The organism is Streptomyces sp. NPDC059452 (assembly GCF_042750035.1).
In the GTDB taxonomy this organism is placed as follows: domain Bacteria; phylum Actinomycetota; class Actinomycetes; order Streptomycetales; family Streptomycetaceae; genus Streptomyces.
Genome location: NZ_JBHYVE010000013.1, coordinates 18,079 through 39,733 on the forward strand (window position 1 = coordinate 18,079; position 21,655 = coordinate 39,733).

14 protein-coding genes are annotated in these 21,655 nt (G+C 73.8%); 6 read left to right on the plus strand and 8 right to left on the minus strand.

All coding sequences use genetic code 11. The features are described from left to right. Nucleotides 1-34 precede the first annotated feature (34 nt). From ACFW9Z_RS18590 to ACFW9Z_RS18620, 7 genes are all read right to left on the minus strand, one after another. The gene (locus ACFW9Z_RS18590; RefSeq protein ID WP_384641702.1) at nucleotides 35-4,855 is read right to left on the minus strand and encodes a hypothetical protein; all 4,821 of its coding nucleotides are present in this window, start codon (nucleotides 4,853-4,855) and stop codon (nucleotides 35-37) included. A gap of 83 nt (nucleotides 4,856-4,938) precedes the next feature. Beyond that, nucleotides 4,939-5,907 (minus strand): hypothetical protein, encoded by a 969-nt coding sequence (locus tag ACFW9Z_RS18595; RefSeq protein WP_384641704.1) that lies wholly within the window; start codon nucleotides 5,905-5,907, stop codon nucleotides 4,939-4,941. Nucleotides 5,908-5,962: 55 nt separating this feature from the next. After that, nucleotides 5,963-7,489 (minus strand): hypothetical protein, encoded by a 1,527-nt coding sequence (locus ACFW9Z_RS18600; protein WP_384641706.1) that lies wholly within the window; start codon nucleotides 7,487-7,489, stop codon nucleotides 5,963-5,965. 160 nt (nucleotides 7,490-7,649) lie between these two features. Further along, complete coding sequence (locus tag ACFW9Z_RS18605; protein WP_384641708.1) at nucleotides 7,650-11,249, minus strand: hydantoinase B/oxoprolinase family protein; 3,600 nt, start codon at nucleotides 11,247-11,249, stop codon at nucleotides 7,650-7,652. Between the two features lie 57 nt (nucleotides 11,250-11,306). Continuing rightward, nucleotides 11,307-11,879, minus strand: coding sequence for a DUF4240 domain-containing protein (locus ACFW9Z_RS18610; RefSeq protein ID WP_384641711.1), 573 nt, complete (start codon nucleotides 11,877-11,879; stop codon nucleotides 11,307-11,309). A gap of 120 nt (nucleotides 11,880-11,999) precedes the next feature. Beyond that, nucleotides 12,000-13,418, minus strand: a complete 1,419-nt coding sequence (locus tag ACFW9Z_RS18615) for a HEAT repeat domain-containing protein (protein WP_384641714.1) — start codon at nucleotides 13,416-13,418, stop codon at nucleotides 12,000-12,002. Nucleotides 13,419-13,710: 292 nt separating this feature from the next. Next, nucleotides 13,711-14,103: an ankyrin repeat domain-containing protein gene (locus ACFW9Z_RS18620; RefSeq protein WP_384641718.1), complete on the minus strand. Its 393-nt coding sequence runs from the start codon at nucleotides 14,101-14,103 to the stop codon at nucleotides 13,711-13,713. Between the two features lie 322 nt (nucleotides 14,104-14,425). Between ACFW9Z_RS18620 and ACFW9Z_RS18625 the strand changes: the two genes are divergently transcribed. Both ACFW9Z_RS18625 and ACFW9Z_RS18630 read left to right on the plus strand, forming a co-directional pair. Further along, nucleotides 14,426-14,620 (plus strand): hypothetical protein, encoded by a 195-nt coding sequence (locus ACFW9Z_RS18625; protein ID WP_003970432.1) that lies wholly within the window; start codon nucleotides 14,426-14,428, stop codon nucleotides 14,618-14,620. Between the two features lie 37 nt (nucleotides 14,621-14,657). After that, nucleotides 14,658-16,337, plus strand: coding sequence for a hypothetical protein (locus tag ACFW9Z_RS18630; RefSeq protein ID WP_384641722.1), 1,680 nt, complete (start codon nucleotides 14,658-14,660; stop codon nucleotides 16,335-16,337). 19 nt (nucleotides 16,338-16,356) lie between these two features. Here ACFW9Z_RS18630 and ACFW9Z_RS18635 read toward each other — a convergent pair whose 3' ends face one another. Then, entirely contained in the window at nucleotides 16,357-17,856 is a 1,500-nt protein-coding gene (locus ACFW9Z_RS18635) for a PLP-dependent aminotransferase family protein (RefSeq protein WP_384641724.1), read from the minus strand. A gap of 102 nt (nucleotides 17,857-17,958) precedes the next feature. Here ACFW9Z_RS18635 and ACFW9Z_RS18640 point away from each other — a divergent pair, with 102 nt between their 5' ends. The 4 genes from ACFW9Z_RS18640 to ACFW9Z_RS18655 all read left to right on the plus strand — a co-directional run bounded on the left by ACFW9Z_RS18640 (nucleotide 17,959) and on the right by ACFW9Z_RS18655 (nucleotide 21,521). Continuing rightward, nucleotides 17,959-18,702 carry a YitT family protein gene (locus ACFW9Z_RS18640; RefSeq protein WP_384641727.1) on the plus strand — a complete coding sequence of 248 codons (744 nt, stop codon included), beginning with the start codon at nucleotides 17,959-17,961 and terminating at the stop codon, nucleotides 18,700-18,702. After that, the gene (locus ACFW9Z_RS18645) at nucleotides 18,699-19,463 is read left to right on the plus strand and encodes a glycerophosphodiester phosphodiesterase (protein ID WP_384641729.1); all 765 of its coding nucleotides are present in this window, start codon (nucleotides 18,699-18,701) and stop codon (nucleotides 19,461-19,463) included. The genes ACFW9Z_RS18640 and ACFW9Z_RS18645 overlap by 4 nt, the downstream gene beginning before the upstream one ends. A gap of 46 nt (nucleotides 19,464-19,509) precedes the next feature. Beyond that, nucleotides 19,510-20,880 carry an MFS transporter gene (locus ACFW9Z_RS18650; RefSeq protein WP_384641732.1) on the plus strand — a complete coding sequence of 457 codons (1,371 nt, stop codon included), beginning with the start codon at nucleotides 19,510-19,512 and terminating at the stop codon, nucleotides 20,878-20,880. A 266-nt stretch (nucleotides 20,881-21,146) separates the two neighbouring features. Next, nucleotides 21,147-21,521, plus strand: a complete 375-nt coding sequence (locus ACFW9Z_RS18655; RefSeq protein ID WP_003959706.1) for an RNA polymerase-binding protein RbpA — start codon at nucleotides 21,147-21,149, stop codon at nucleotides 21,519-21,521. Nucleotides 21,522-21,655 lie beyond the last annotated feature (134 nt).

Consider the following 21,655-nt stretch of genomic DNA (forward strand, 5'->3'; position numbering starts at 1 on the left):
CCCGATCGCTCATCGGGCCCGCCGGGACCGGGGGTTATGCCTCTGGTTGCGGTTCCGGCGTCTGCGGACCGCTCCGCTTGAACATGCGGGTCGCCGTGATCTCGCCGTGGACCGTCTCCACGTCCGGATCCTGCTGGGGCAGCCCGGGGCGCAGGTGCTCCTCCACGCTGATGTACTTCAGCCCGGCCCTCAGGTCGGCGTCGTTGCGCAAGCGGATGACGAGGGGGAACTCGGCGAGCGCGGTCGTGTCGAAGAGACCGGTCGTGTAGAGCAGTTGCACGCCCAGGGCGTCGGAGACCGCGCGCTGGAGCTCCAGCAGATACGTGGCGTTGGCGCGGCCGATCGGGTTGTCCAGGAACAACGTGCCCGCGTGGCGGTGGCGGTCGCGGCCCCGGTCGTTGCTGCGCAGCGCCGCCATCGTGCAGTAGAGGGCGATGGCGGCGGTGAGCAGCTGGCCGCCGGAGAAGACGTCGCCCATCTGCCCGACCGGGACCCGCTCGGCGCGCAGCACCGCGTCCGGCTTGAGGATCTCCACGGCGATGCCCTTGGGCCGCAGGGCCGCCTCGACGCCCCGCAACAGCAGGGACATGCCGTCCCGGCGCAGGTCGGAGTTCTTCTTGAGGGCGGCGTGCGTCGCCTCGTCGATGACCTCGCCGAGGCGTTCGGTGAGGGTGGCCTGGTCGGGCTCCTCGAAGCGGATCCGGAGGAACTCCTGCCCCGACCACTCCCCCAGCCCCTCGGGGAGCTGGGAGAGCCGCTGGGCGGAGCGGAGCGTGGCGAGGGCCGACTCGACCAGGCCGCGCAGCCGGTCGACGATGGAGTCGCGGTTGCGCTCCAGCTGGACCAGCTCGTCGGTCAGGACGCGCAGCCGGGGCGCGAAGGCGTCGGCCCACTTCTGGGCGTGCTCGGGCAGCGCGGAGGCGGGCAGTTCGCGGATCTGCTGGCGGGCCGGGGTGCGGACCTGCTCGTAGCGGGTGGAGTTGGCGTGCCGTACGAGGATGTCGCTCGCTTCCCGTACGGCGCTCTCGGCGGCGGAGAGGTCGGTGGAGCAGCCGCGCAGGGAGCGGCGGGCCTCGGCGGCGGAGTGCCGGGCCTCCTCCAGGGTGCCGGGGTACGGGTCAGGGCCTTCGGCGCCGTCCTCCGTACCGTGGTCGCGGAGGAGGTCGCGCAGGAGGGCGGCGGTCTCGTCGAAGCCGCCCGCGGAGTCCTCGGCGGTGCGGTGGGCGTGGAGCAGCTCGCTGTGGGCGGCGCGGGCGGTGTCCAGGGCGGCGGTGGCCGAGGCCAGTTCGGCGGTGGCCGTACGCAGGAGGGCCTGGGCCTGCTCGGCGTCGGCCGGGACCATGTCGTCGGGCAGCTCCGTGTGGTGCGGCCGCTCGTCGTCGGGGGCAAGCCGCTCGGCCTCGCCCCGGTACCGGCCCAGCTGCTCGCTGGCGGTGGAGGCCCTGGTCTCCAGGAGCTGTACGTGGGATTCGGCGCGGGCCGCCGCCGCCTGGCGGGAGGGGCCGTCGGCTCCGTCGGTGCCTTCGAGGAGCTGGGCGGCGCGAGTGCGGACCTTGTTGGTGAGGCGGTCCAGCTCGGCGAGGGCGGCGCTCTCGTCGCTCTCGGCGCGGGCCTGTTCGGCGCGCAGGTCGGCGCCGACGCCGACCTTCTCGTACAGCTGGGAGGCGGCCCGGTAGGCCTCGCGGAGGGTGGGCAGCGCGGTGCGGGGCCTGTTCTCGTCGGGCTCCGGGAGGATCTCCGGGGCTCCGGCGATCTCGGCGCGTTCGGCGCGCAGGGCGCGGGCGGTGCGGCGGGCGTCGTCCCCGGCGCGCTGGGCGGCCCTGCGGTCCTCGTCGGCGGCGCGGGCCAGGTCCAGGCAGACGGCGGCGCGGGCCTCGGACTCGGCGGCCTCGTCGACGAGTTCGCGGAGCCGGACCTGCCAGCGGGCCCGCTCCCGGAGGCGGTGGGCGAGCCCGGCCAGGGCATCGGCGACCCGGCGGGCGCGCTGGGCGGCCTCCTGACGCTCGTCGCGGACCCGGGCGGTGTCGGCGGCGGCCTCGTCGGCCTCGGCGCGCGCGGTGCGGGCCTCGGCGAGGACGGCTTCGGCGCTCTCGGCCGCCGTACGGGCGGTGGCGGCGGCCTCGGCCAGTTCGGCGAGCATGCCGGGCGGGCAGTCGGCGCGCCAGGAGCCGATGCGGGAGGCGAGGGCACGGTCGCCCGAGAGGCGGGCGGCGAGCGTGCGGATGTCCTCGTCGCGGGCGGTGGCGCGGGAGCGCAGGGCGTGGCGCTCCTCGTCGGCGGCGTGCTCGTCGTGCATGGCCGGGTTCGGCGGGACGAGGAAGACGCCGTCGTGCTGGGCGTCGGACCCGGTGGCGGGGTCCGGGACGGGGGCGAGCAGGGCGGCTGCGGTGCCGACGGCGACGGCCGAGCGGGGCAGGAGGGCCGCGCTGCCCAGGACTTCGCGGGCGCGGGTGTGGGCGTCGGGGTCGGTGATGACGACGCCGTCGACCAGCTCCGGGCGGGCGGCGAGGACGGCGGCGTGGTCGGCCGGGTCGACGGCCTGGGCGAGATAGCGCCAGCCGGGCAGGGCGGGGATGCCGTGCTCGCCCAGGTATTCCACGGTGGCGAGGACATCGGGCCCCGGGGGCAGCAGTCCGCCCTCGCCGAGGGCGCCGAGGATGCGGGCGTCGTCGGCGGCGGCGGTGCGCAGGTCGAAGAGGCGGCGCTCGGCGGCGGTGACCGACTGGTCGAGCAGCTCGCGCAGTTCGTCGGCGCTGCAGTCGAACTCCTGGGCGGTCAGCGGCTGGTGGGCGGGGGCGGGCTGGTCGGCGAGGGCGACCGCGCTGTCCGGGGAGGCCTCGGTGCCTGTGCTGTCGCCCGGGTGGCCGGGGCCCGTGCCGGTCGCGGTGCTCTCGCCCTGGGGGCCGGTCGCGGTGGCATCACCCTGGGGGGCGGTGCGGGCGGCTTCCCGCTGGGCCCCGCCCGAGGTCTCCTCGCCCGCTCCCCGGCGGGGGTGCGGGACGCCCGTGCCCGAGGGCAGGCCGAGCAGGTCGGCGAGGCGCGGGTCGGCGGCGATGGACTCGGCGGCCCTGAGCTCGTCCTCGTAACTCTGCTCCGCCGCCTTGGCCGCGTCGGCGGCGCGGGCGGCGGCCAGCTCGGCGCGGCTCTCGGTGGCCGCCGCCTCACGGGCGTGGTCGGCGGCGGTACGGGCGGCCTCGCGAGCGGTGTCCCAGGCGGCGACGGCGGACTGTTCGGCGTCGCTGGCGGCCAGGGCGGCGCGGGCCGGGTCGGCGTCGGGCGCGGTGTTGTCGAGCCAGCCCGCCCGGACGGCCTCGGAGGTCTCCTGCTCGACCTCGGCGAGGCGCTGGCGCAGATGTCCGGCCTCGCTGCGGGCGCGCTGGGCCTCGGTGGCGGCCACGGTGGCGTCGCGGTGGGCGCGCTCGCCGGTGGCCTGGAGGGTCTCGGAGCGCTCCTCCTGCTCGTTGGCGACCCGCTCACCGTCCTCGGCGGCGGTGTGCAGGGCCCGTACGAGGTCGGCGGCGGCGGTGGCCCGGGCGGCGAGGGCGGGGGCGGCGTCGCGCTCGGCCTCGCGGATGGCGACGGCGACCCTGGCCGAGCGGTCGGCGGCGGCGCGGTGGCGCAGGACGGCCTCGGCGGCCTGCCAGGCGGCATGCAGGGTGCGGGCCTCGGCCAGCTCCTTGCGCCCGGCGGCGGCGCTCTTCTCGGCACCGGCCAGGGCCAGGGAGGCGTGCCGGTAGGCGAGTTCGGCGGCGATCAGGGAGCGGCGGCCCCGGGCGGTCTCGGCCTCGGTGACGGTGTGGGCGGCGGCGGTGACCCGCTCGGCCAGCTCGGCGGTGCGGCCGCGCTCCTCGGCGGCGCGGGCGCTCAGGCGGCGGGCCAGGGTGCGGGTGCGGCGTTCGGCGGCGGCGTGGACGTCCCGGCTGCGGGCGCGGGCCCCGGTGGCCTCGACGATCCGGTTGAGCAGGTCGACGGAGCCCGCGGTGAAGTCGCGTTCGGCGGTCAGCTCGGCGCGGCGGCCCAGCTTGTTGCCGAAGCCGCTGACCAGGTCGGCGAGGCCGTCGGTGTCACGGGTGTCGGTGACGGCGCGGAGCAGCAGGTCGGTGAAGTCGGAGTCCTTCTTGACCGCGAAGAGCCCGGCGGCCTCGCCCTCGTCGGCGTTCATCTCGCGCTGGTAGCGGAAGAGTTCGGGGTCGAGTCCGAGGTCCCCGAGGTGTTCGTTCCAGCGGTCGTGGATCTCTTCCCAGTGCACGTCGAGGTGCTGGTAGAACTTGCCCGCGTCCACCAGGGCGTCGCGGAACCCCTTCATGGTGCGGCGCCTGCCCCGGGCCCCGGAGACCCCTTCGGCGGGGCGGCCCACGGCGGTGGCCTCGGCGACGGGCAGGCTGTCCAGGCTGAGCCCGGGGCCGGGCCGGAACGAGTACCAGGCCTCCGCGAACTTCCTCGGGTCGTTGGAGACCTGCCGTCCCCGCCACTCGCTGACCTTGCCCACGACGACGCACTCGCCCGTGAGCGTGTGCTGCCACTCCAGGGCGACATGGCCGCAGTCGTCGGCGAGCAGGAACTTGCGGAGCACGCCGGAGCTGGCGCCGCCGAGGGTGTTGCGGTGGCCGGGGAGCATCACCGAGAAGATCAGCTTGAGCAGGACGGACTTGCCGCCGCCGTTCTCCAGGAAGAGCACGCCCGCCGGGGCGGGCCGACGCGGCGGGCCGACCGGCTCGTCCTCGAAGAACTCCGCCTGGGCGGGAGCCGGGTTGGGGACGGGCTCACCGACACCGCGCAGGTCGAGGACGGTGTCGGCGTAGCGCGCACCGGCAGGCCCGATGGAGTAGAGGCGGACCCGGGACAACTCGTACATGGCGGCGGACTCTCGTCGTTCGGAGAAGCGGTGGTGGAGCTGGGCGGTGCGGTGGGGGCGGGTCGGAAGGAGTGCGGGCGGGGTCAGGAGGAGTGGAAGGGCAGGCCCGCGTCGGCGGCCAGCTCGATGTCGTCGGGGTCGGGCGGCGGCAGCAGGGTGGCGGAGCCGTCGGTGACGGGGACGACGCCGAGCTCCAGCAGCTCGGCCATGGCGGCGCTGCCCGCCAGGTCGCGGACCTGGAGCTGGTAGCGGGCGGTGGTGCGGTAGGCGCCGCCCGCGTCGTCCCCGGTGCGCTGGAGGAAGCCGGAGTCGGTGAGGAAGGCGACGGCCTTGCCGATGATGCCGGTGGTGGAGCCCGCGAGGCGGCGGGCGTCCTTGGTGGCTCCGGTGGAGCTGCGGCGGGCGTAGATCCGCCAGCCGGATTCGAGGCCGGGGGTGTCGGTGGCGGGGTCGGTGTTGTCGCCCTGCTCCTCGGCGCGCTCTTCCAGCCGCTTGCAGGCCTGCCGTACGAAGGCGTCGACGCCGTTGACCGTGATGCGGCCGATGTACGCGTCGTCGGCGAGGTCCTCGGGGCGGGGGAAGGCGAGGGCGGCGACGGCGAGGTGGGCGAGGCCGTGGAGGAAGCGGTCGGCGGCGTCGGAGGAGGCGCGGCGGGCGTAGTCGCCCATGCGGACGGCGAAGACGGAGTCCTCGCCCGCGGTGACGGCCATCCCGGCGCGCGGGGAGACCTCCAGGACGATGAGGCCGAGGCCGGTGGCGACGGCGTCGGCGAGCCGGGCGAAGGCGCTCTCCTCCCGGTAGCGGCGCAGCAGGTCGGCGTATTCGGCGTCGCGGGCGGGCAGCAGCTTGGGCTGGAGCCCGAAGGAGACCAGACGGGCCGCGTCGGCGGCGTCGGCGGGGGTGACGGGCGTCTGGCCGGTGGGCTCGGCGGCGTGGGGGTGCGCCGAGTCACCTGCGTACGTGGCCGGGGAGGCTGCGTGCGCGGTGGGGGGCCCGGCGTGCGCGGAGGGCTCGGTCCACGCGTCGGGGTGCTCGGCGTCGTGGTCGCTCACGGCTGGGACTCCTCGGTACGGAACAGGTGGGGGTGCACAGGACGTACGGGGCCGGTCATGAGGCCTCCTGGCGGTCCGCGGCCATTCCGGCGGCGTCCAGCAGGGCGGTGCCCACGATCAGGTCGGCGCCGCCGAACTCCGGGTCGTCCAGCTCGGTGCCGTCGTCCACGGCGAAGAGCAGGCGGCGCTCGCCCTGGCGGTAGGCGGTGCCGACGGGCGGGCTGGCCGCGTGGACGGCGAGCAGGGCGACCAGGTAGGGCAGCTCGGGGTCGCTGCGGCGGGCCTCGGCGAGCAGCCCGGAGAGTCGGCGGGGCGCGTCGTGCTCCAGGTCGAGCAGGGCCATGGCGCTGGAGAGCTGGGCGTCGCTGAACCGGCTGTCGTCGGGGGTGGCGATCAGGTCGGGCTCGGGCATCTCCATGCCGAGGTGCTCCCGCTCCAGCGGCGGGGTGAGGAGCATGTCGACCAGGTCGCCGACGCGGACGGAGGTGGGGGTGCGCAGCCCGGTGCCGTGGGCGAAGAACGCGTCGGTGGCCCGGAGGGACTGCTCGACGGGGAGCGGGAGGAGCGGGGCGAGGAGCTGCCCGTACAGATCGAGGCCCGCGTGGGCGGCGGGGGTGGCGAACGCCTGCCGGTCCTGCTCGGCGCGGAAGAGCGGTCCGGCCTCCAGCAGCCGGGACTGGAGCTGGGTGTGGCGGCGGATGCAGTCCTTGACGATGTCGACGAGCTCGGCGGCCCGGCGCTTGTGCTCGGGGTCCTCGGCCTCGTCGCGGGCCTTGCGGATGTTGGTGAGGATCGCGTTCTCGTGGCGGTAGCGGTCGGCCACGTGGTCCAGGGCCTCGGCGATCATGTCCGGGACGGTGGTGAGCCAGTCGACCGCGCGGACGTTGCGCCGGGTGGCCTCCAGGGTGCGGCGCAGCGTCTCGGCGTACTGCACGGTGCGGTAGCGGGCCTGCTCGGCGGCGAGCTGGGCGTCCGCGAGGCGGCCCCGGCTGATCAGGACCTCCAGCTTGACCTCGGCGGCGATCTGGGCGCTGGTGACATCGGTGTCCAGGGCCCCGACCAGGACGTTGACCGCTTCGTCGGTGGCGCGGAGGTAGACCGTGCCGCCGTAGCCGGGGACCTCCTCGATCAGCTTGAAGTCGTAGTCCCGGCGGACGTAGACCCCGTCGGGGCCGAAGGTGCCGTAGACCGCGCGGAAGCCGCGGTCTACGCTGCCGACGTTGATCAGGTTGTCCAGGACCCAGCGCGCGACCCGCTCGTGCTCGGCGACGGGGCGGTCCGGGGCCTGGGCACCGACGCGGGGCAGCAGCCTGGCCACTATCTGGTCGTGGTCGGCCCCGGTGTCGAAGTCCATGTTGAGCGTGACGTGGTCGATCGCCGCGAGGGCGACCTCCGCCATGGCGTAGACCGTGTACTCGCCCGCCAGATTCGCCTTGCGCACATCGAGGTCGTGCAGCGGCGCCGTGCACGCGAGCGCGCGCAGCCGCCGCGAGAGCCCCTCGTCGGCGGCGGGGCCCGGGGCAGGCCTCGGCCCCGCGCTGAGCTGCGGCGCAGCGATTTCCGTGTCGGCAGGCGAAGTCACGAGGGACAGATTAGGTCCTCGCACTGACAACGGTCGAAACGGCGTTTATGCGACCGGTGCCGGGCGGCCGCGCCACGGCTTCCGGGCGGCGCCACGCGCCCCCGGCCACGCCCCGCTCACGCCCCGGTCGCGCCCGGCTCATGCCCCGGCCACTCCCCGGTCACGCCCCCGCGGGCCCGTATCCCCCGCCGCCCGGCGTCCGCACCACCAGCACGTCACCGGCCTCCAGTTCGGCGGTGTCGCACCCCTCCAGCCGGTCGACGCCGCCGCCCGCCCGCTCGATGTACTGCTCCCCGAGCGCCCCCGGCTGCCCGCCCCCGGCCCCGTACGGCGGAACCCGGCGGTGCCCGGAGAGCAGCGCCACCGTGACCGGCTCCAGGAAGCGGATCCGGCGCTCGACGCCCCGGCCGCCGTACCACCGCCCCGCGCCCCCGCTGCCGTCCCGGACCGCGAAGCCCTCCAGGAGTACGGGCAGCCGCCACTCCAGGACCTCGGGGTCGGTGAGCCGGGAGTTGGTCATATGGGTCTGCACGGCGTCGGTGCCGTCGAAGCCGTCGCCCGCCCCGGAGCCGCTGGCGACCGTCTCGTAGTACTGGACGCGGTCGTTGCCGAAGGTGAGGTTGTTCATGGTGCCGGACCCCTCGGCCTGGCCGCCGAGCGCTCCGTACAGGGCCCCGGTGACGGCCTGGGAGGTCTCCACGTTGCCCGCGACGGTCGCCGCCGGGTAGGCGGGATCCAGCATCGAGCCGGGCGGAATCCGCACGTCCAGCGGGGTCAGACAGCCACTGTTGAGCGGAATGTCCTCCCCCACCAGGGTCCGGAAGACGTACAGGACGGCGGCCATGACCACCGAGCGGGGTGCGTTGGCGTTGCCGGGCTGCTGCGGCGAGGTCCCGGTGAAGTCGAGGACGGCACTGCGGGCGTCGCGGTCCACGGTCAGCGTCACCCGGATCACGGCCCCGCTGTCGGTCTCGTAACGGAAGCCGCCGTCGTGGAGCCGGGCGACGATACGGCGTACGGACTCCTCGGCGTTGTCCTGGACGTGCCCCATATAGGCCTGCACGACGTCGGCCCCGAACTGGTCGGTCATGCGGCGGAGTTCCGCGATGCCCTTCTCGTTGGCGGCGATCTGCGCGCGGAGGTCGGCGAGGTTGGTGTCCGGGGAGCGGGAGGGGTACGGGGCGGAGGCGAGGAGTTCGCGGGTTTCGGCCTCCCGGAGGCGGCCGTCGCGGACCAGGAGCCAGTTGTCGAAGAGCACGCCCTCCTCGTGGATCGTCCGGCTGAAGGCGGGCATGGAGCCGGGGGTGGTGCCGCCGATCTCGGCGTGGTGGCCGCGCGAGGCGACGAGGAACTGAAGCTTCCCCTCGTCGAACACGGGGGTGACGACGGTGACATCGGGGAGGTGTGTGCCCCCGTGGTACGGATCGTTGATGGCGTACACGTCTCCGGGGCGCAGGGTGCCCTCGTTGCGCCGGAGCACCTCCTTGATGGACTCCCCCATGGAGCCGAGGTGCACCGGGATGTGCGGGGCGTTGGCGATCAGGTTGCCGTCGGCGTCGAAGAGGGCACAGGAGAAGTCGAGGCGCTCCTTGATGTTGACGGAGTGGGCGGTGTTCTCCAGGCGGACGCCCATCTGCTCGGCGATCGACATGAAGAGGCTGTTGAAGACCTCCAGCATCACCGGGTCCACGCGGGTGCCGACGGCCGTCCGCTCCGGGCGGGGGCGGGCGCGGGTGAGCACCAGGTGCCCGGTGGTGCTGCCCGCCGCCTGCCAGCCGGGGTCGACGACGGTCGTGGCGTCGTCCTCGGCGATGACGGCGGGGCCGGTGACGGTGTCGGTGGGGTGGAGGTCCTCGCGCCGGTACAAGGGCGCCTCTTGTTCCCGGCCCTCGGCGTACATCAGCACGGTGGCACGGGGCCGGAGTGCGCCTTCGCGGGGTGCTGCCGGGTCACGGGGGTTCGAGCCCTGCTCCCCGGCCGCTCCCGTGGCCTCCACCGACACGGTCTCCACGACGATCGGTTTCTCCATCGTGAAGCCGAACCGGGTGCGGTGCCCGGCGGTGAACTCCTCGCTCATCGCGGCCACGGAGTCCAGCGCCACGCCGAGCGCCGCGTCCGCCCCCGCGTACCGCAGCAGGACCCGGGCGCGGGTACTGATCGCGGAATCGGGCACTCCGTCGGCGCGCAGGGCGTCCCGGGTGCGGTCGGCCAGCTCCGCGCAGAGCCGCCCGATCCGTTCCCGTACGGTCTCGTCGAGCTCCGCCTCCACGGACTGTTCGCGCATCGCGGTGGCGTCGGCCAGGCCGATGCCGTACGCGGAGAGGACCCCGGCGAGCGGCGGTACGAGGACGGTGTCGATGGACAGCGCGTCGGCGACGGCACAGACGTGCTGGCCGCCCGCGCCGCCGAAGCCGGTGAGGGCGTAGCGGGTGATGTCGTGGCCGCGCTGCACGGAGATCTTCTTGACGGCGTTGGCCATGTTGAGCACGGCGATCTCCAGGAAGCCCGCCGCCACTTCGGCCTCGGTCGGCCGGTCCCCGGTGGCGCGCCCGATCTCGTCGGCGAGGTCCGCGAACCGTTCCCGTACGAGGGCGGCGTCGAGGGGCCGGTCGCCGTCGGGGCCGAAGACGGCGGGGAAGTGGGCGGGCTGGACGCGGCCGAGCATGACGTTGGCGTCGGTGACGGTGAGGGGGCCGCCCCGGCGGTAGCAGGCGGGGCCGGGTTCGGCGCCGGCGGAATCGGGGCCCACGCGGTAGCGGCGGCCGTCGAAGTGGAGCAGGGAGCCGCCGCCCGCCGCGACGGTGTGGATGCTCATCATCGGGGCGCGCATCCGCACCCCGGCGACCTGGGTGCCGAGCTCCCGTTCGAACTCCCCGGCGTAGTGGGACACGTCGGTGGAGGTGCCGCCCATGTCGAAGCCGATGATCCGGTCGTGTCCGGCCTGCAGCGAGGTGCGGACCATGCCGACGACGCCCCCGGCCGGGCCGGAGAGGACGGCGTCCTTGCCCCGGAACCGGGCGGCTTCGCGCAGTCCGCCGTTGGACTGCATGAACAGGAGCCGGATGCCCGCCAGCCGGGCGGCGACCTCGTCGACGTACCGGCGCAGTACGGGTGAGAGGTAGGCGTCGACGACGGTGGTGTCGCCGCGGGGGACGAGCCTGATCAGGGGGCTGACCTCGTGGGAGGTGCTGACCTGGGTGAACCCGGTCTCGCGGGCCGCTTCGGCGACGGCCCGTTCGTGGGCGGGGTGGCGGTAGCCGTGCATGAGGACGACGGCGGCGCTGCGCAGCCCGTCGGCGTGGGCGGCACGCAACCGCTCGCGTACGGGGTCGAGTTCGAGGGCCCGTACGGTGCGGCCTTCGGCGTCGATACGTTCGGGGACCTCGATCACATCCTCGTGGACGGCCTCCGGGAGGACGATGTGCCGGTCGAAGAGACGGGGACGGTTCTGGTACGCGATCCTCAGCGCGTCCCGGAAGCCCTCGGTGATGAGCAGCACGGTCGGCTCGCCCCGCCGCTCCAGCAGGGCGTTGGTGGCGACGGTGGTGCCCATACGGACGGCGGCGACCCGGTCGGCGGGCACGGGCTCGCCGTCGGGGAGGCCGAGGAGCAGCCGGATTCCGGCCACGGCCGCGTCGTCGTAGCGGTCCGGGTCGTGGGAGAGGAGCTTGCGGGTGACCAGTCGGCCGTCGGGGCGGCGGCCCACCACATCGGTGAAGGTGCCGCCCCGGTCGATCCAGAACTCCCAGCGTCCGGCCATGGCGCCATTCTGTGCCTGCGGGCGCGAACTCGCAGGGAGAGCGCGACCCGGTCCGGTCTAGTCGAGAAAGAGCGCGGCCAGCCGGGGCAGGTGGTGGCGCGTGGCGTCGGCGTCCTCCGCGTCCCAGGGCTCGCCGCCCGGCTCCCCGGTCCGTATGCGGCCGTGACCGGCCGCCTCCACCTCCGTACGGAACGCCTCAGCCGTGCCCCCGGTGCGCTCGTACGCCGTTCTCGCCGGGCCCTCCAGCGTCTCGTAGCCGATCCAGCCGCTCTCTCCGCGGCTCATCCGGACCACGACGGGCAGGACGGCCAGCGTGTCAGGATCGGCCACCGCGCGGGTGAAGACGTCCCGACCGAGCAGGACGAGCCCGTCGCGGAAGTCCATGAACCCGTCGTCGCCGCAGCCGCCCTCGATGAGATACGCCGCGTTCCACAGGGGCCACCGGCAGGCGGACGCGGTCACCTCGATGGCTGTCACCGCGAATTCGACGATCTCCGCGGGCTCCAGAGCCGCGAGCACGTCGGTCAGCGCGTCCGGCAGGGGGTCGTCGGGCGCGTCCCGGTCGTCCGCCCGGTCCCCGGCCGCCTCGCGCGCCCGTTCGACGAGCCCCCACCACTCGTTGATGTCCATGGTGAGAAGCGTAGGAGGGGGGTCTGACAATGCCCCCCTCCCAGCGCCCCTCCGACGGAATCAGCGCCCTTCCCACGGAATCAGCGTCCCTCCCGCGGAATCGCGCGGCCGGAGGACCGGTCAGAGGGCCGGTGCGTCCGGGCCGATCCGGCTCCGGACCGCCGTCTGCACCTCGGCCTCCTCGGCCGGGTCGGCGGCGAGCCGGCGCAGCCGCTCGGCGACGCGGATGTCTCCGGTCTCGGCGTGCAGGGCGGCCACCTCGCGGGTGGTCTCCTCGCAGTCCCAGAGGCACTCCACCGCGAAGCCGGTCGCGAAGGAGGGGTCGGTGGCGGCGAGGGCGCGGGCGGCCCGGCCACGCAGGTGGGAGGAGGACGTCTCCCGGTAGACGTGGCGCAGTACGGGGGCGGCGCAGGCGATGCCGAGGCGGCCGGTGCCGTCCACGAGGGTCCAGAGGCGGGGGGCGTCGGGGCCTTCGCCGCGTACGGCCTCCCGCAGCGCGCCGAGGACTTGGGGAGCGTCCTGGGCGGTGCCGCGGCGGGCGAGGATCCCGGCGGCGGAGGCACCGAGGGCGTCGGGCCGCCGGGCCCAGCGCCGGGCGCGTTCCACGGCGTCGTCCCCGGCCATCCGCTCGAAGGCGGCGACGGCCGCGTCGGCGACCGTACGGGCGGGGCTGAGGGCGGCGGACTCGATGAGGTCGAGGACGGCGGGGTCGGCCGCCTCGGCGAGATAGTGCAGAGCGGCGCAGCGGGCGCCCTCGGGGCCGGTGCGGGCGGCCTCGACGATCTGGGGACGGTCGTCGGGTCCGGCGACGGCGGAGAGGCAGCGGGCCGCGGGGACGTGCAGTTCGCTGCCGCGCTCCAGGCCCTGCTGGGCCCAGTCGAAGACGGCCTGGACGCTCCAGCCGGGGCGGGGGCCGCCGGGGCGCATCTGGCGTTGCCAGCGGTCGAACGAGCCCTGCTCGGTGGCGGCCCGCACCCGGGCGCCGACCGCTTCGCGCGGGTCGTCGGCCCAGAGCCGCCACGGGCGCGGCTCGAAGGAGTCCCGTACGGCGGCGGCGAGCTCGGCGGTGCCTTCTTCTGTGGCCGGAAAACGACCCAGGACGGGCAGGGCGAGGGAGCGCAGGCCCGCGTCGTCGTCGCGCAGGGCGAGCTCGTCCAGGGCCCAGGCCCAGTTGGCTCCGGTGGCCGCGTAGCGGCGGAGCAGGGCCAGGGCGTCGTCGCGCCCGTAGGAGGCGAGGTGGCCGAGGACGGAGAGCGCGAGACCCGTACGGGAGTCGTCGGTGTCCGTGTGGTCGTCGGGGTCGCCGAGGTGGCGCTCGATCTCTTCGATGCCGCCGTCGAGATCGAGGTACAGGCGTGCGTAGTAGAGGGAGCGGTTCTCCACCTGCCAGTCGTGACGGGGGTCGCTCACGACGCAGTGGTTGAGGGCCGCGAGGGCCTCGGGGCGTGGTGCGGCGAGCGCGTGGAGCGTGCCGTCACCGCGGCCCCTCTGCAGCAGGCCGAGCAGGGTGCCGCTCGGCGCTATGAACGGATCGAACATGGGAGAAAGCCTCACATCAAGCTGTCGACACAACCGGGACTGTGTGCAGTGCCCTGGGCCCGCAGGGCACAGGGGGGTGTCCGGGAAACACCCCTACGCCGCGCCGCGACATGATCGACCGACCGCCGTCTTCCGCTTGGTGTAGACCATCTTCCTCTGCCTCTCGTCGGTGGCCCGAAACGGACCCGCGACGTCATGATGACCCAGCCATTTCGCCACCGCGACCACATTTACGACGGACCGGTCAGCAGCCGACTCGGCGGACACCCCCGCAGGTGCGCCCGCCGCCCTCTCAACGGGCACCGAAGCGTTCCAGCAGGTCGGCCTTGCCGAACATGTGGGCCGTGTCCCGCGCGGACGGTGTTCCGGCGGCGGGGTCGGCGCCCGCGGCGAGAAGGGCGTCGATGACGGCGTCCTCGCTCTTGAAGACGGCTCCGGCCAGCGGGGTCTGGCCCCGGTCGTTGGCCCGGTCCGGGTCGGCGCCGCGGGTGACGAGCGCGGTGACCGCATCGGCGTGCCCGTGGTAGGCGGCGAGCATGAGCAGCGAGTCGCCCCGGTCGTTGGTGAGGTTGGCGGGGACGCCTGCGTCGACGTACGCGGCGAGCGCCTCGGTCTCGCCGGTGCGGGCCAGGTCGAAGACCTTGGTCGCCAGCTCGACCACCTCGGGATCGGGAGTTTCGCTCATCGCGCGGGCCGCCTTCCTTGACCGTTGCCGCAGCCGTCGCTGCCGCTGTTGACCGGGGGGAGTACGGCCGGGGCCGTACGAGTGAATCGACAGGGTACTGCTCCGGGCCGGACATGACCGGGCCCGGATGCGGCAAAGGATCACCGCGGGTGGTTCCTGCCCGGCACGGACTCGGAAATACCGCGCGCGGACCACGGGCTTCACTCGGCCGGTCAAGTGAAAATGCGTTTTATTCACTCGATTGCACCTTTTATCGTATAGATACTTCGCGTGATCCTGGAAGGACTCATGGTGACTGTCCCCTCAACCAGGAGATCCGCTCATGATCCTTTCCATCTCGGGCGTGGTACTGCTCGCCATCGTCGTCTTCCTGTTCTTCAAGAAGGACGGGCTCAAGGCGTCCCACGCCATCGTCTGCGCGCTGTTCGGCTTCTACCTGGCCGGCACCGCGATCGCGCCGAGCATCACGGCAGGCGGGGCGAGCCTCGCCGGTCTGCTGGGCGGGATCAAGTTCTGACGCTCCGCGACCGCTCCCACCCCTTCAGGAGACAGCTGTGGCCCGGCGACCACTCCCCCGCATTCTCAGCAGCGGCAGCGCTTCGATCACTCGCGGCAGAGATCGCGGCAGAGAGATCGCGCGCACGGCCGCCGACGGTGCCACCGATGTGCTCCATCCGCTGATCACGATCCTGCGTGGTCTGCGGCTGCTGGCCGTGTCCGGTCGGCAGAAGTGGGTCGCGACCCCCAAGGAACGGCGTGGTCCCAAGCTGTTCCTCGCCGCGGCCTGCGTGCTCGCCGTGGCGCTCGTTCCGTACGGGCCGATCCTGGCCCTGATCACGGTGATGGGCGCCGCCGCGTGGAAGGGGCGGGAGCGGACCCCCGTGAAGACCGGCCCGGACGATGCGGAGACCGCACGTCTGCGCGCCCTGTACGAGGCGCTCGTGCCGTACTTCTCGGTGCCCGACGACCCCAGCCCTCTCTTCGCCCACGGCGGCGACTGGGAGAAGGCCTTCGACGGGTACGTCTTCGACGACGACGGGCGGCTCACCCGCCTCCAGGTCTCCTACCCGGCGTACTTCACCGACGGCGAGGCCGCCTCGCGGTCCCGGATCGAGCAGTTGCTGCACACCAAGTCGGGGCGCGGCCGGGAGTACCGCTTCACCTGGGACGAGGAGGCCAACCGCCTCGTCATGGCCGTTCCGGCCCCCCTGTCGACCTCGATCGCCGCCCAGCGCTTCGTCACCGCCCCCGGCGAGACGGTGCTCGGCTTCACCGACCCCGACACGGTCCACCGTACGGTCCCGGTGCGCGACGGCGACGCGACCGTGGACGCCTCCCCCGTCCTCTGGCGGACCGGCGGCCGCTCCACCGAACCGCACCTGCTGGCCGTCGGACAGCCTGGCAGCGGCACCACCACCCTGGTCCGTTCCATCGCCCTCCAGGCCCTCCAGCAGGGCGACGTCCTCATCATCGACGGCGGCGGGACCGGTGAGTACGGCGCCCTCGCCGGGCGCACCGGCGTCCTCGCCGTGGAGTCCGGTCTGGGCGGGGCGCTGGCCACCCTGGAGTGGGCGGCGCACGAGACGGAGCGGCGGCTGATCTTCGCCAACCGGGCGCGGCAGGGCGGGCACCCCCTCCCCGAGGACATCAAGCGCCCGCTCTGGATCCTGCTGGACCGCCCCGGCGTCCTCGGCCATCTCGCGGCGGCCGACGGCAGGCCCGACCCGCAGGAACTGCTCCAGGTGCCGCTGCGGCACGGGCGGGCGGCCGGGGTCACCGTCGTCCTGGCCGACCAGTTCGACGCCCTGGAGACCCTCACCGAGACCGTACGGACCCACACCCGGGCCCGGGTCGTCCTCGGCCCGGCCTCCCGCGAGCAGATCACCGCCGTACTGGGCGCCGAACCGAACACCACGCCGCCGCCGGAGGTCCCGGCCGGGCGGGGGTACGTACGGCTGGGCACCGCGCCGGTCCTGCGCCTCCAGGTCCCGGCGACCCCCGACCCGTACGACGACGGCGCCTGCGAGGCGCACCGGCAGGCGGTGCTCGACGTCCTGCCCGAGCGGCCGGGCGCCTCCCCGCAGCCGACCCCGGCCGCGGACGAACCGGCCGACGACACCCGCGACGCCCACGAGGACCACCGGGAACAGGACACGGCCCAGGTCCCGGTGGCGGTGGAGGCCATGCCGACAGGGCAGCTGGCCAAGGCGCAGGCGGCGATCGCGGAGGGGTGAGCCCCCGGGGGGGCACCCCTCAGGCCACGAAACTGCGCGGCGCGTCGGCCCCCGCCCCCGCGCCCGAGCGGACCAGCTCCACCGCCGCCGCGAGCCGTACCGCCGCCTCGTCCGCCACCGGGCCGCCCACCGTGAAGGGCAGCCGCACATAGCCCTCGAAGGCCCCGTCGACCCCGAACCGGGGGCCCGAGGGCACCCGTACGCCGACGCGCTCGCCCGCCACCGCGAGGCGGGAGCCGGAGAGGCCGCCCGTGCGCACCCAGAGGGTGAGCCCGCCGTGCGGCACCGTGAACTCCCACTCCGGCAGCTCCCGGCGCACCGCCGCGACCAGCGCGTCACGGTTCTCCCGGGCCTGCTCCCGCCGGATCTCGACCGCCTGCTCCCAGCCGCCCGCCGCCATCAGCCAGTTGATGGCGAGCTGCTCCAGGACCGGGGTGCCCATGTCGGCGTAGGCGCGGGCGGAGACCAGGGAGCGGATGACGTCGGGGGCGGCCCGCACCCAGCCGATCCGCATCCCGGCCCAGAACGCCTTGCTGGCCGAGCCCACGGTCAGGACCGTGCTGCCCGCCGGGTCGAAGGCGCAGACCTGGCGCGGCATGACGGTGTCGGCGTCCAGCCGGAGTTCGGTCATCGTCTCGTCGACCACCAGCACCGTCCCGGCGGAGCGGGCGGCGTCGACCAGGTCCCGCCGCTGCTGCTCGTCGGCGAGCGCCCCGGTCGGGTTGTGGAAGTCGGCCACCACGTACGCGAGCCGGGGCGCCGAGTCCCGCAGCACCTGGCGCCACCGGTTCATGTCCCAGCCGCCGAGCCCCTCCTCCATCGCGACCGGGACGAGGCGGGCGCCCGCCTCCCGCATCAGCTGGAGGATGTTGGCGTACGACGGCGACTCGACCGCGATCCGTTCGCCGCGCCCCGCGAAGAGGTGACAGATGGCGTCGATGGCACCCATCGCCCCGGTGGTGACCATGATCTGTTCGGGCATCGTCGGGATACCGCGCGCCGTGTAGCGGTCGGCGATCATCTGCCGCAGCGTGGGCAGCCCGGCCGGGTAGTCGCCGTGCGTGTGGGCGTACGGCGGCAGCTCCTCCACCGCCCCCTGGAAGGCCCGGGTCAGCCAGGGCTCGGGCGCGGGCAGCGAGGCGCAGCCCAGGTCGATCATCGAGCCCAGCGACTCCGGGGGCAGCGGTTCCAGGCCCCGGGCTGGCAGCGGGTTCCCGGCCGGGACGGCGGTCCAGCTGCCCGCGCCGCGCCGCGACTCCAGGAACCCCTCCGCCCGCAGCGCCTCGTAGGCGGCGGCGACGGTGGTGCGGCTGACGGCGAGGGCCAGGGCCAGTTCGCGTTCGGCGGGCAGCCGGGCGGCGACCGGGACCCGGCCCTCCAGCACGAGCAGCCGGACGCCGTCGGCGAGCGCGCGGTAGGCGGGCGGCTTCCGGCCGGCCGGGCCGGTGGGCCGGGGCTGCTGCGCCTGGAGCTGCCGGGCGAGCTGCGCCGCCCCCACCGTCGAAGTCCACTGCGTCATCGAAATCAGTCCACCTTCCTCGAATTGGCCATGGTTGGTGGCCGATCCCCTGCCACAGGGTGACATGCATCAGTCCACTCCCACCACTTCAGGGGTCAACACGTGTCCAGAACCACCGCCCGGAGCACCACCCACCTCACCCGGCGGCTGGTCCAGCTGTACGTCGGTCTGATGCTGTACGGGGCGAGTTCGGCGCTCCTGGTCCGCGCCGAACTCGGGCTGGAGCCGTGGGGCGTCCTGCACCAGGGCCTCACGGAGCTGACCGGCATCTCGATCGGCGTCGTCTCGATCATCGTCGGGGCGATCGTGCTGCTCCTGTGGATACCGCTGCGGCAGCGCCCGGGGCTCGGCACCGTCTCGAACGTCTTCGTGCTCGGCCTCTCGATGGACGCGACGCTCGCCCTCGTCGGCGACCTCGACGGCCTCGGGGTCCGGATCCCGGTGATGGCCCTGGGCATCGTGCTCAACGGGGTGGCGACCGGGCTGTACATCGCGGCCCGCTTCGGCCCCGGGCCGCGCGACGGGCTGATGACCGGGCTGCACCGGGTCACGGGCCGCTCCATCCGGCTGGTCCGTACGGCGATCGAGGTGGCCGTCGTGGTCACCGGGTTCCTGCTGGGCGGCTCGCTGGGGGCCGGTACGGTCCTCTACGCCCTGGCGATCGGCCCGCTGGCCCAGCTCTTCCTGCGGATCTTCGCGGTCCCGGCCCCCGCCACGGCGCCCGTCGCCGGATCATCCGCCCCACAAGGCATCCCACAGGGCACCCCGCAGGCCACCGCCCAGTCGCCCGCCGGACCCGGCCCCGTTGCCGCCCCTCCATCCGGACAGGCCATACTGCCGCAGTGAAACCGAGCCGCCACCCCTATCTCGACCACGCGACGCCGATCGCCTTCGCCCACCGGGGCGGGGCGGCGGACGGCGTGGAGAACACCGCGGCCGCCTTCCGCAGGGCGGCCGCGGCGGGCTACCGCTACTTCGAGACCGACGTGCACACCACGGCGGACGGCCGGCTGGTCGCCTTCCACGACCCGACGCTGGACCGGGTCACCGACGCCCGGGGCCGGATCTCCGCACTGCCCTGGAGCGAGGTCCGCCGGGCCAGGGTCGGGGGCACCGAACCCCTCCCCCTCTTCGAGGAGCTGCTGGAGGAGTTCCCCGAGGCCCGCTGGAACGTGGACCTCAAGGCGGAACCGGCGCTGGAACCCCTTCTGGAGCTGATCCGCAGGACGGACGCCTGGGACCGGGTCTGCGTCGGCTCGTTCTCGGAGGCCCGGGTGGCCCGCGCGCACCGCCTGGCGGGCCCGCGCCTGGCCACCTCGTACGGGGTGCGCGGCGTCCTGGGGCTGCGGCTGCGCTCGTACGGGATTCCGGCGGCGCTGCGCGCGGGCGCGGTCTGCGCACAGGTTCCGGAGCGGCAGAGCGGCATCCCGGTGGTCGACGCCCGTTTCGTGCGGACGGCGCACGCGCTGGGGCTCCAGGTGCACGTCTGGACGGTCAACGAGCCCGAACGGATGGCGGCCCTCCTGGACCTCGGGGTGGATGGCATCATGACCGATCACATCGAGACGCTGCGTACGGTGCTGAGCGAGCGGGGGGCCTGGTCCTGACGCCGGGCCCGTCCGCGTCCGCACGCGACGATCGAGGGGGCGCGGTTTGAGCACCGGGACCACAGGAGCGGCCGATCCGGCCGGAAGCCCACCGGGCGACAAGGCGGCGGCCCGCAGACGCGAACAGCACGGCTGGTACTTCTACGACTTCGCGTGCTCCGTCTACTCCACGAGTGTGCTGACCGTCTTCCTCGGTCCGTATCTGACGTCGATCGCCAAGGCGGCGGCCGATCCCGACGGCTTCGTGCACCCGCTGGGCATACCCGTGCGCGCGGGCTCGCTGTTCGCGTACTCCGTCTCGGCCTCCATCGTCGTCGCCGTGATCCTGATGCCGATCGTGGGCGCGGCGGCGGACCGTACGGGCCGTAAGAAGCCGCTGCTGGCGGCCGCCGCCTATACGGGTGCCGCGGCGACCGCGGGGATGTTCTTCCTGGACGGCCACCGCTATCTGCTGGGCGCGTTCCTGCTGATCGTGGCGAACGCGTCCATCTCCGTGTCGATGGTCCTCTACAACGCCTATCTGCCGCAGATCGCCGAACCGGAGGAGCGCGACGCGGTCTCCTCGCGCGGCTGGGCCTTCGGCTACACCTCGGGCGCCCTGGTCCTGGTCCTCAACCTGATCCTGTACACCGGCCACGAGTCCTTCGGTCTGGCGGAGTCCGACGCGGTACGGATCTGCCTCGCGTCGGCGGGTGTGTGGTGGGGCGCCTTCACCCTCGTACCGCTGCGCAGACTGCGCGACCGCCGGGTGGCACCGGACGGCGAGGGGGCGGTGGGCTCCGGCTGGAAGCAGCTGATGGCGACCCTGAAGGACATGCGGCGCCATCCGCTGACGCTCTCGTTCCTGCTCGCCTACCTGGTCTACAACGACGGCATCCAGACGGTGATCTCGCAGGCCTCGCTGTACGGCTCCGAGGAGCTGGGCCTGGACCAGACGACCCTGATCATCGCGGTCCTGCTGGTGCAGATCCTGGCGGTGGCGGGGGCGCTCGGCATGGGCCGGCTCGCCCGGGTGTACGGCGCCAAGCGCACGATCCTGGGCTCGCTGGTCGTATGGACCGCGATCCTGGTCGCCGCCTATCTGCTGCCCGTCGACGCGCCCGTCTTCTTCTTCGTTCTCGCGGCAGCCATCGGACTGGTGCTGGGCGGCAGCCAGGCCCTGTCCCGCTCGCTGTTCTCACATCTGGTGCCGCGTGGCAAGGAGGCGGAGTACTTCTCGGCCTACGAGATGAGCGACCGCGGACTGAGCTGGCTGGGGCCCCTGGTCTTCGGTCTGGCGTACCAGCTGACCGGCAGTTACCGGGAGGCGATCATCTCGCTGATCGTGTTCTTCGCCCTCGGTGCGGTGCTGCTCGCGCGGGTCCCGGTACGGCGTGCGATCACGGCCGCAGGCAACCCCGTACCGGAACGGATTTAGACGTTGAAGTCAAAGGCCGGTAGTGTACGCCTTTGGCCTGCCCGGAGGACCGTTACTGCGAGTGGAAGCAGCTCAACCGTTGGGTGACAACGCCCACCAGAGGTGACAAACCGGGCAAGGGTGGGTACTCAACCCAGATAAAGCAGCGGCACGAACGGGCGACGCAGGACCGGCGACGGGAATCTTTGCCAGCGACCGGACGTTGACCGGATGACGACGACAGCGACATTTTGTCCTGTGGGCGACAAGCCCGGGAGGCACGATTCATGAGTGAGCGAGCTCTTCGCGGCACGCGACTTGTGGTTACCAGCTACGAGACGGACCGCGGCATCGATCTGGCCCCGCGCCAGGCGGTGGAGTACGCATGCCAGAACGGACATCGATTCGAGATGCCGTTCTCGGTGGAGGCGGAAATTCCGCCGGAGTGGGAGTGCAAGGCGTGCGGCGCCCAGGCACTCCTGGTGGACGGGGATGGCCCCGAGGAGAAGAAGGGCAAGCCTGCGCGTACGCACTGGGACATGCTCATGGAGCGGCGCACCCGCGAGGAGCTGGAGGAGGTGCTGGCCGAGAGGCTGGCGGTTCTGCGCTCCGGAGCCATGAACATCGCCGTGCACCCGCGGGACAGCAGGAAGTCTGCCTGACCGCGTAGCACCACCGCACTCCGCGTAACTACCGCACCGAGCGCGACAACAGCACAGCACAAGAGCCGCGGGGGGGGGGGGGGGGGGGGGGGGGGGGGGCGGCGCGCGGGGGGGGGCGGGGGGGGGGCGGGGGC

Bases quoted from the DNA above. Each gene is read 5' to 3' on its own strand.
- ACFW9Z_RS18590 (WP_384641702.1), bottom strand. From the start codon at position 4,855: ATGTACGAGTTGTCCCGGGTCCGCCTCTACTCCATCGGGCCTGCCGGT.
- ACFW9Z_RS18605 (WP_384641708.1), bottom strand. From the start codon at position 11,249: ATGGCCGGACGCTGGGAGTTCTGGATCGACCGGGGCGGCACCTTCACC.
- ACFW9Z_RS18610 (WP_384641711.1), bottom strand. From the start codon at position 11,879: ATGGACATCAACGAGTGGTGGGGGCTCGTCGAACGGGCGCGCGAGGCG.
- ACFW9Z_RS18615 (WP_384641714.1), bottom strand. From the start codon at position 13,418: ATGTTCGATCCGTTCATAGCGCCGAGCGGCACCCTGCTCGGCCTGCTG.
- ACFW9Z_RS18620 (WP_384641718.1), bottom strand. From the start codon at position 14,103: ATGAGCGAAACTCCCGATCCCGAGGTGGTCGAGCTGGCGACCAAGGTC.
- ACFW9Z_RS18625 (WP_003970432.1), top strand. From the start codon at position 14,426: ATGATCCTTTCCATCTCGGGCGTGGTACTGCTCGCCATCGTCGTCTTC.
- ACFW9Z_RS18635 (WP_384641724.1), bottom strand. From the start codon at position 17,856: ATGACGCAGTGGACTTCGACGGTGGGGGCGGCGCAGCTCGCCCGGCAG.
- ACFW9Z_RS18655 (WP_003959706.1), top strand. From the start codon at position 21,147: ATGAGTGAGCGAGCTCTTCGCGGCACGCGACTTGTGGTTACCAGCTAC.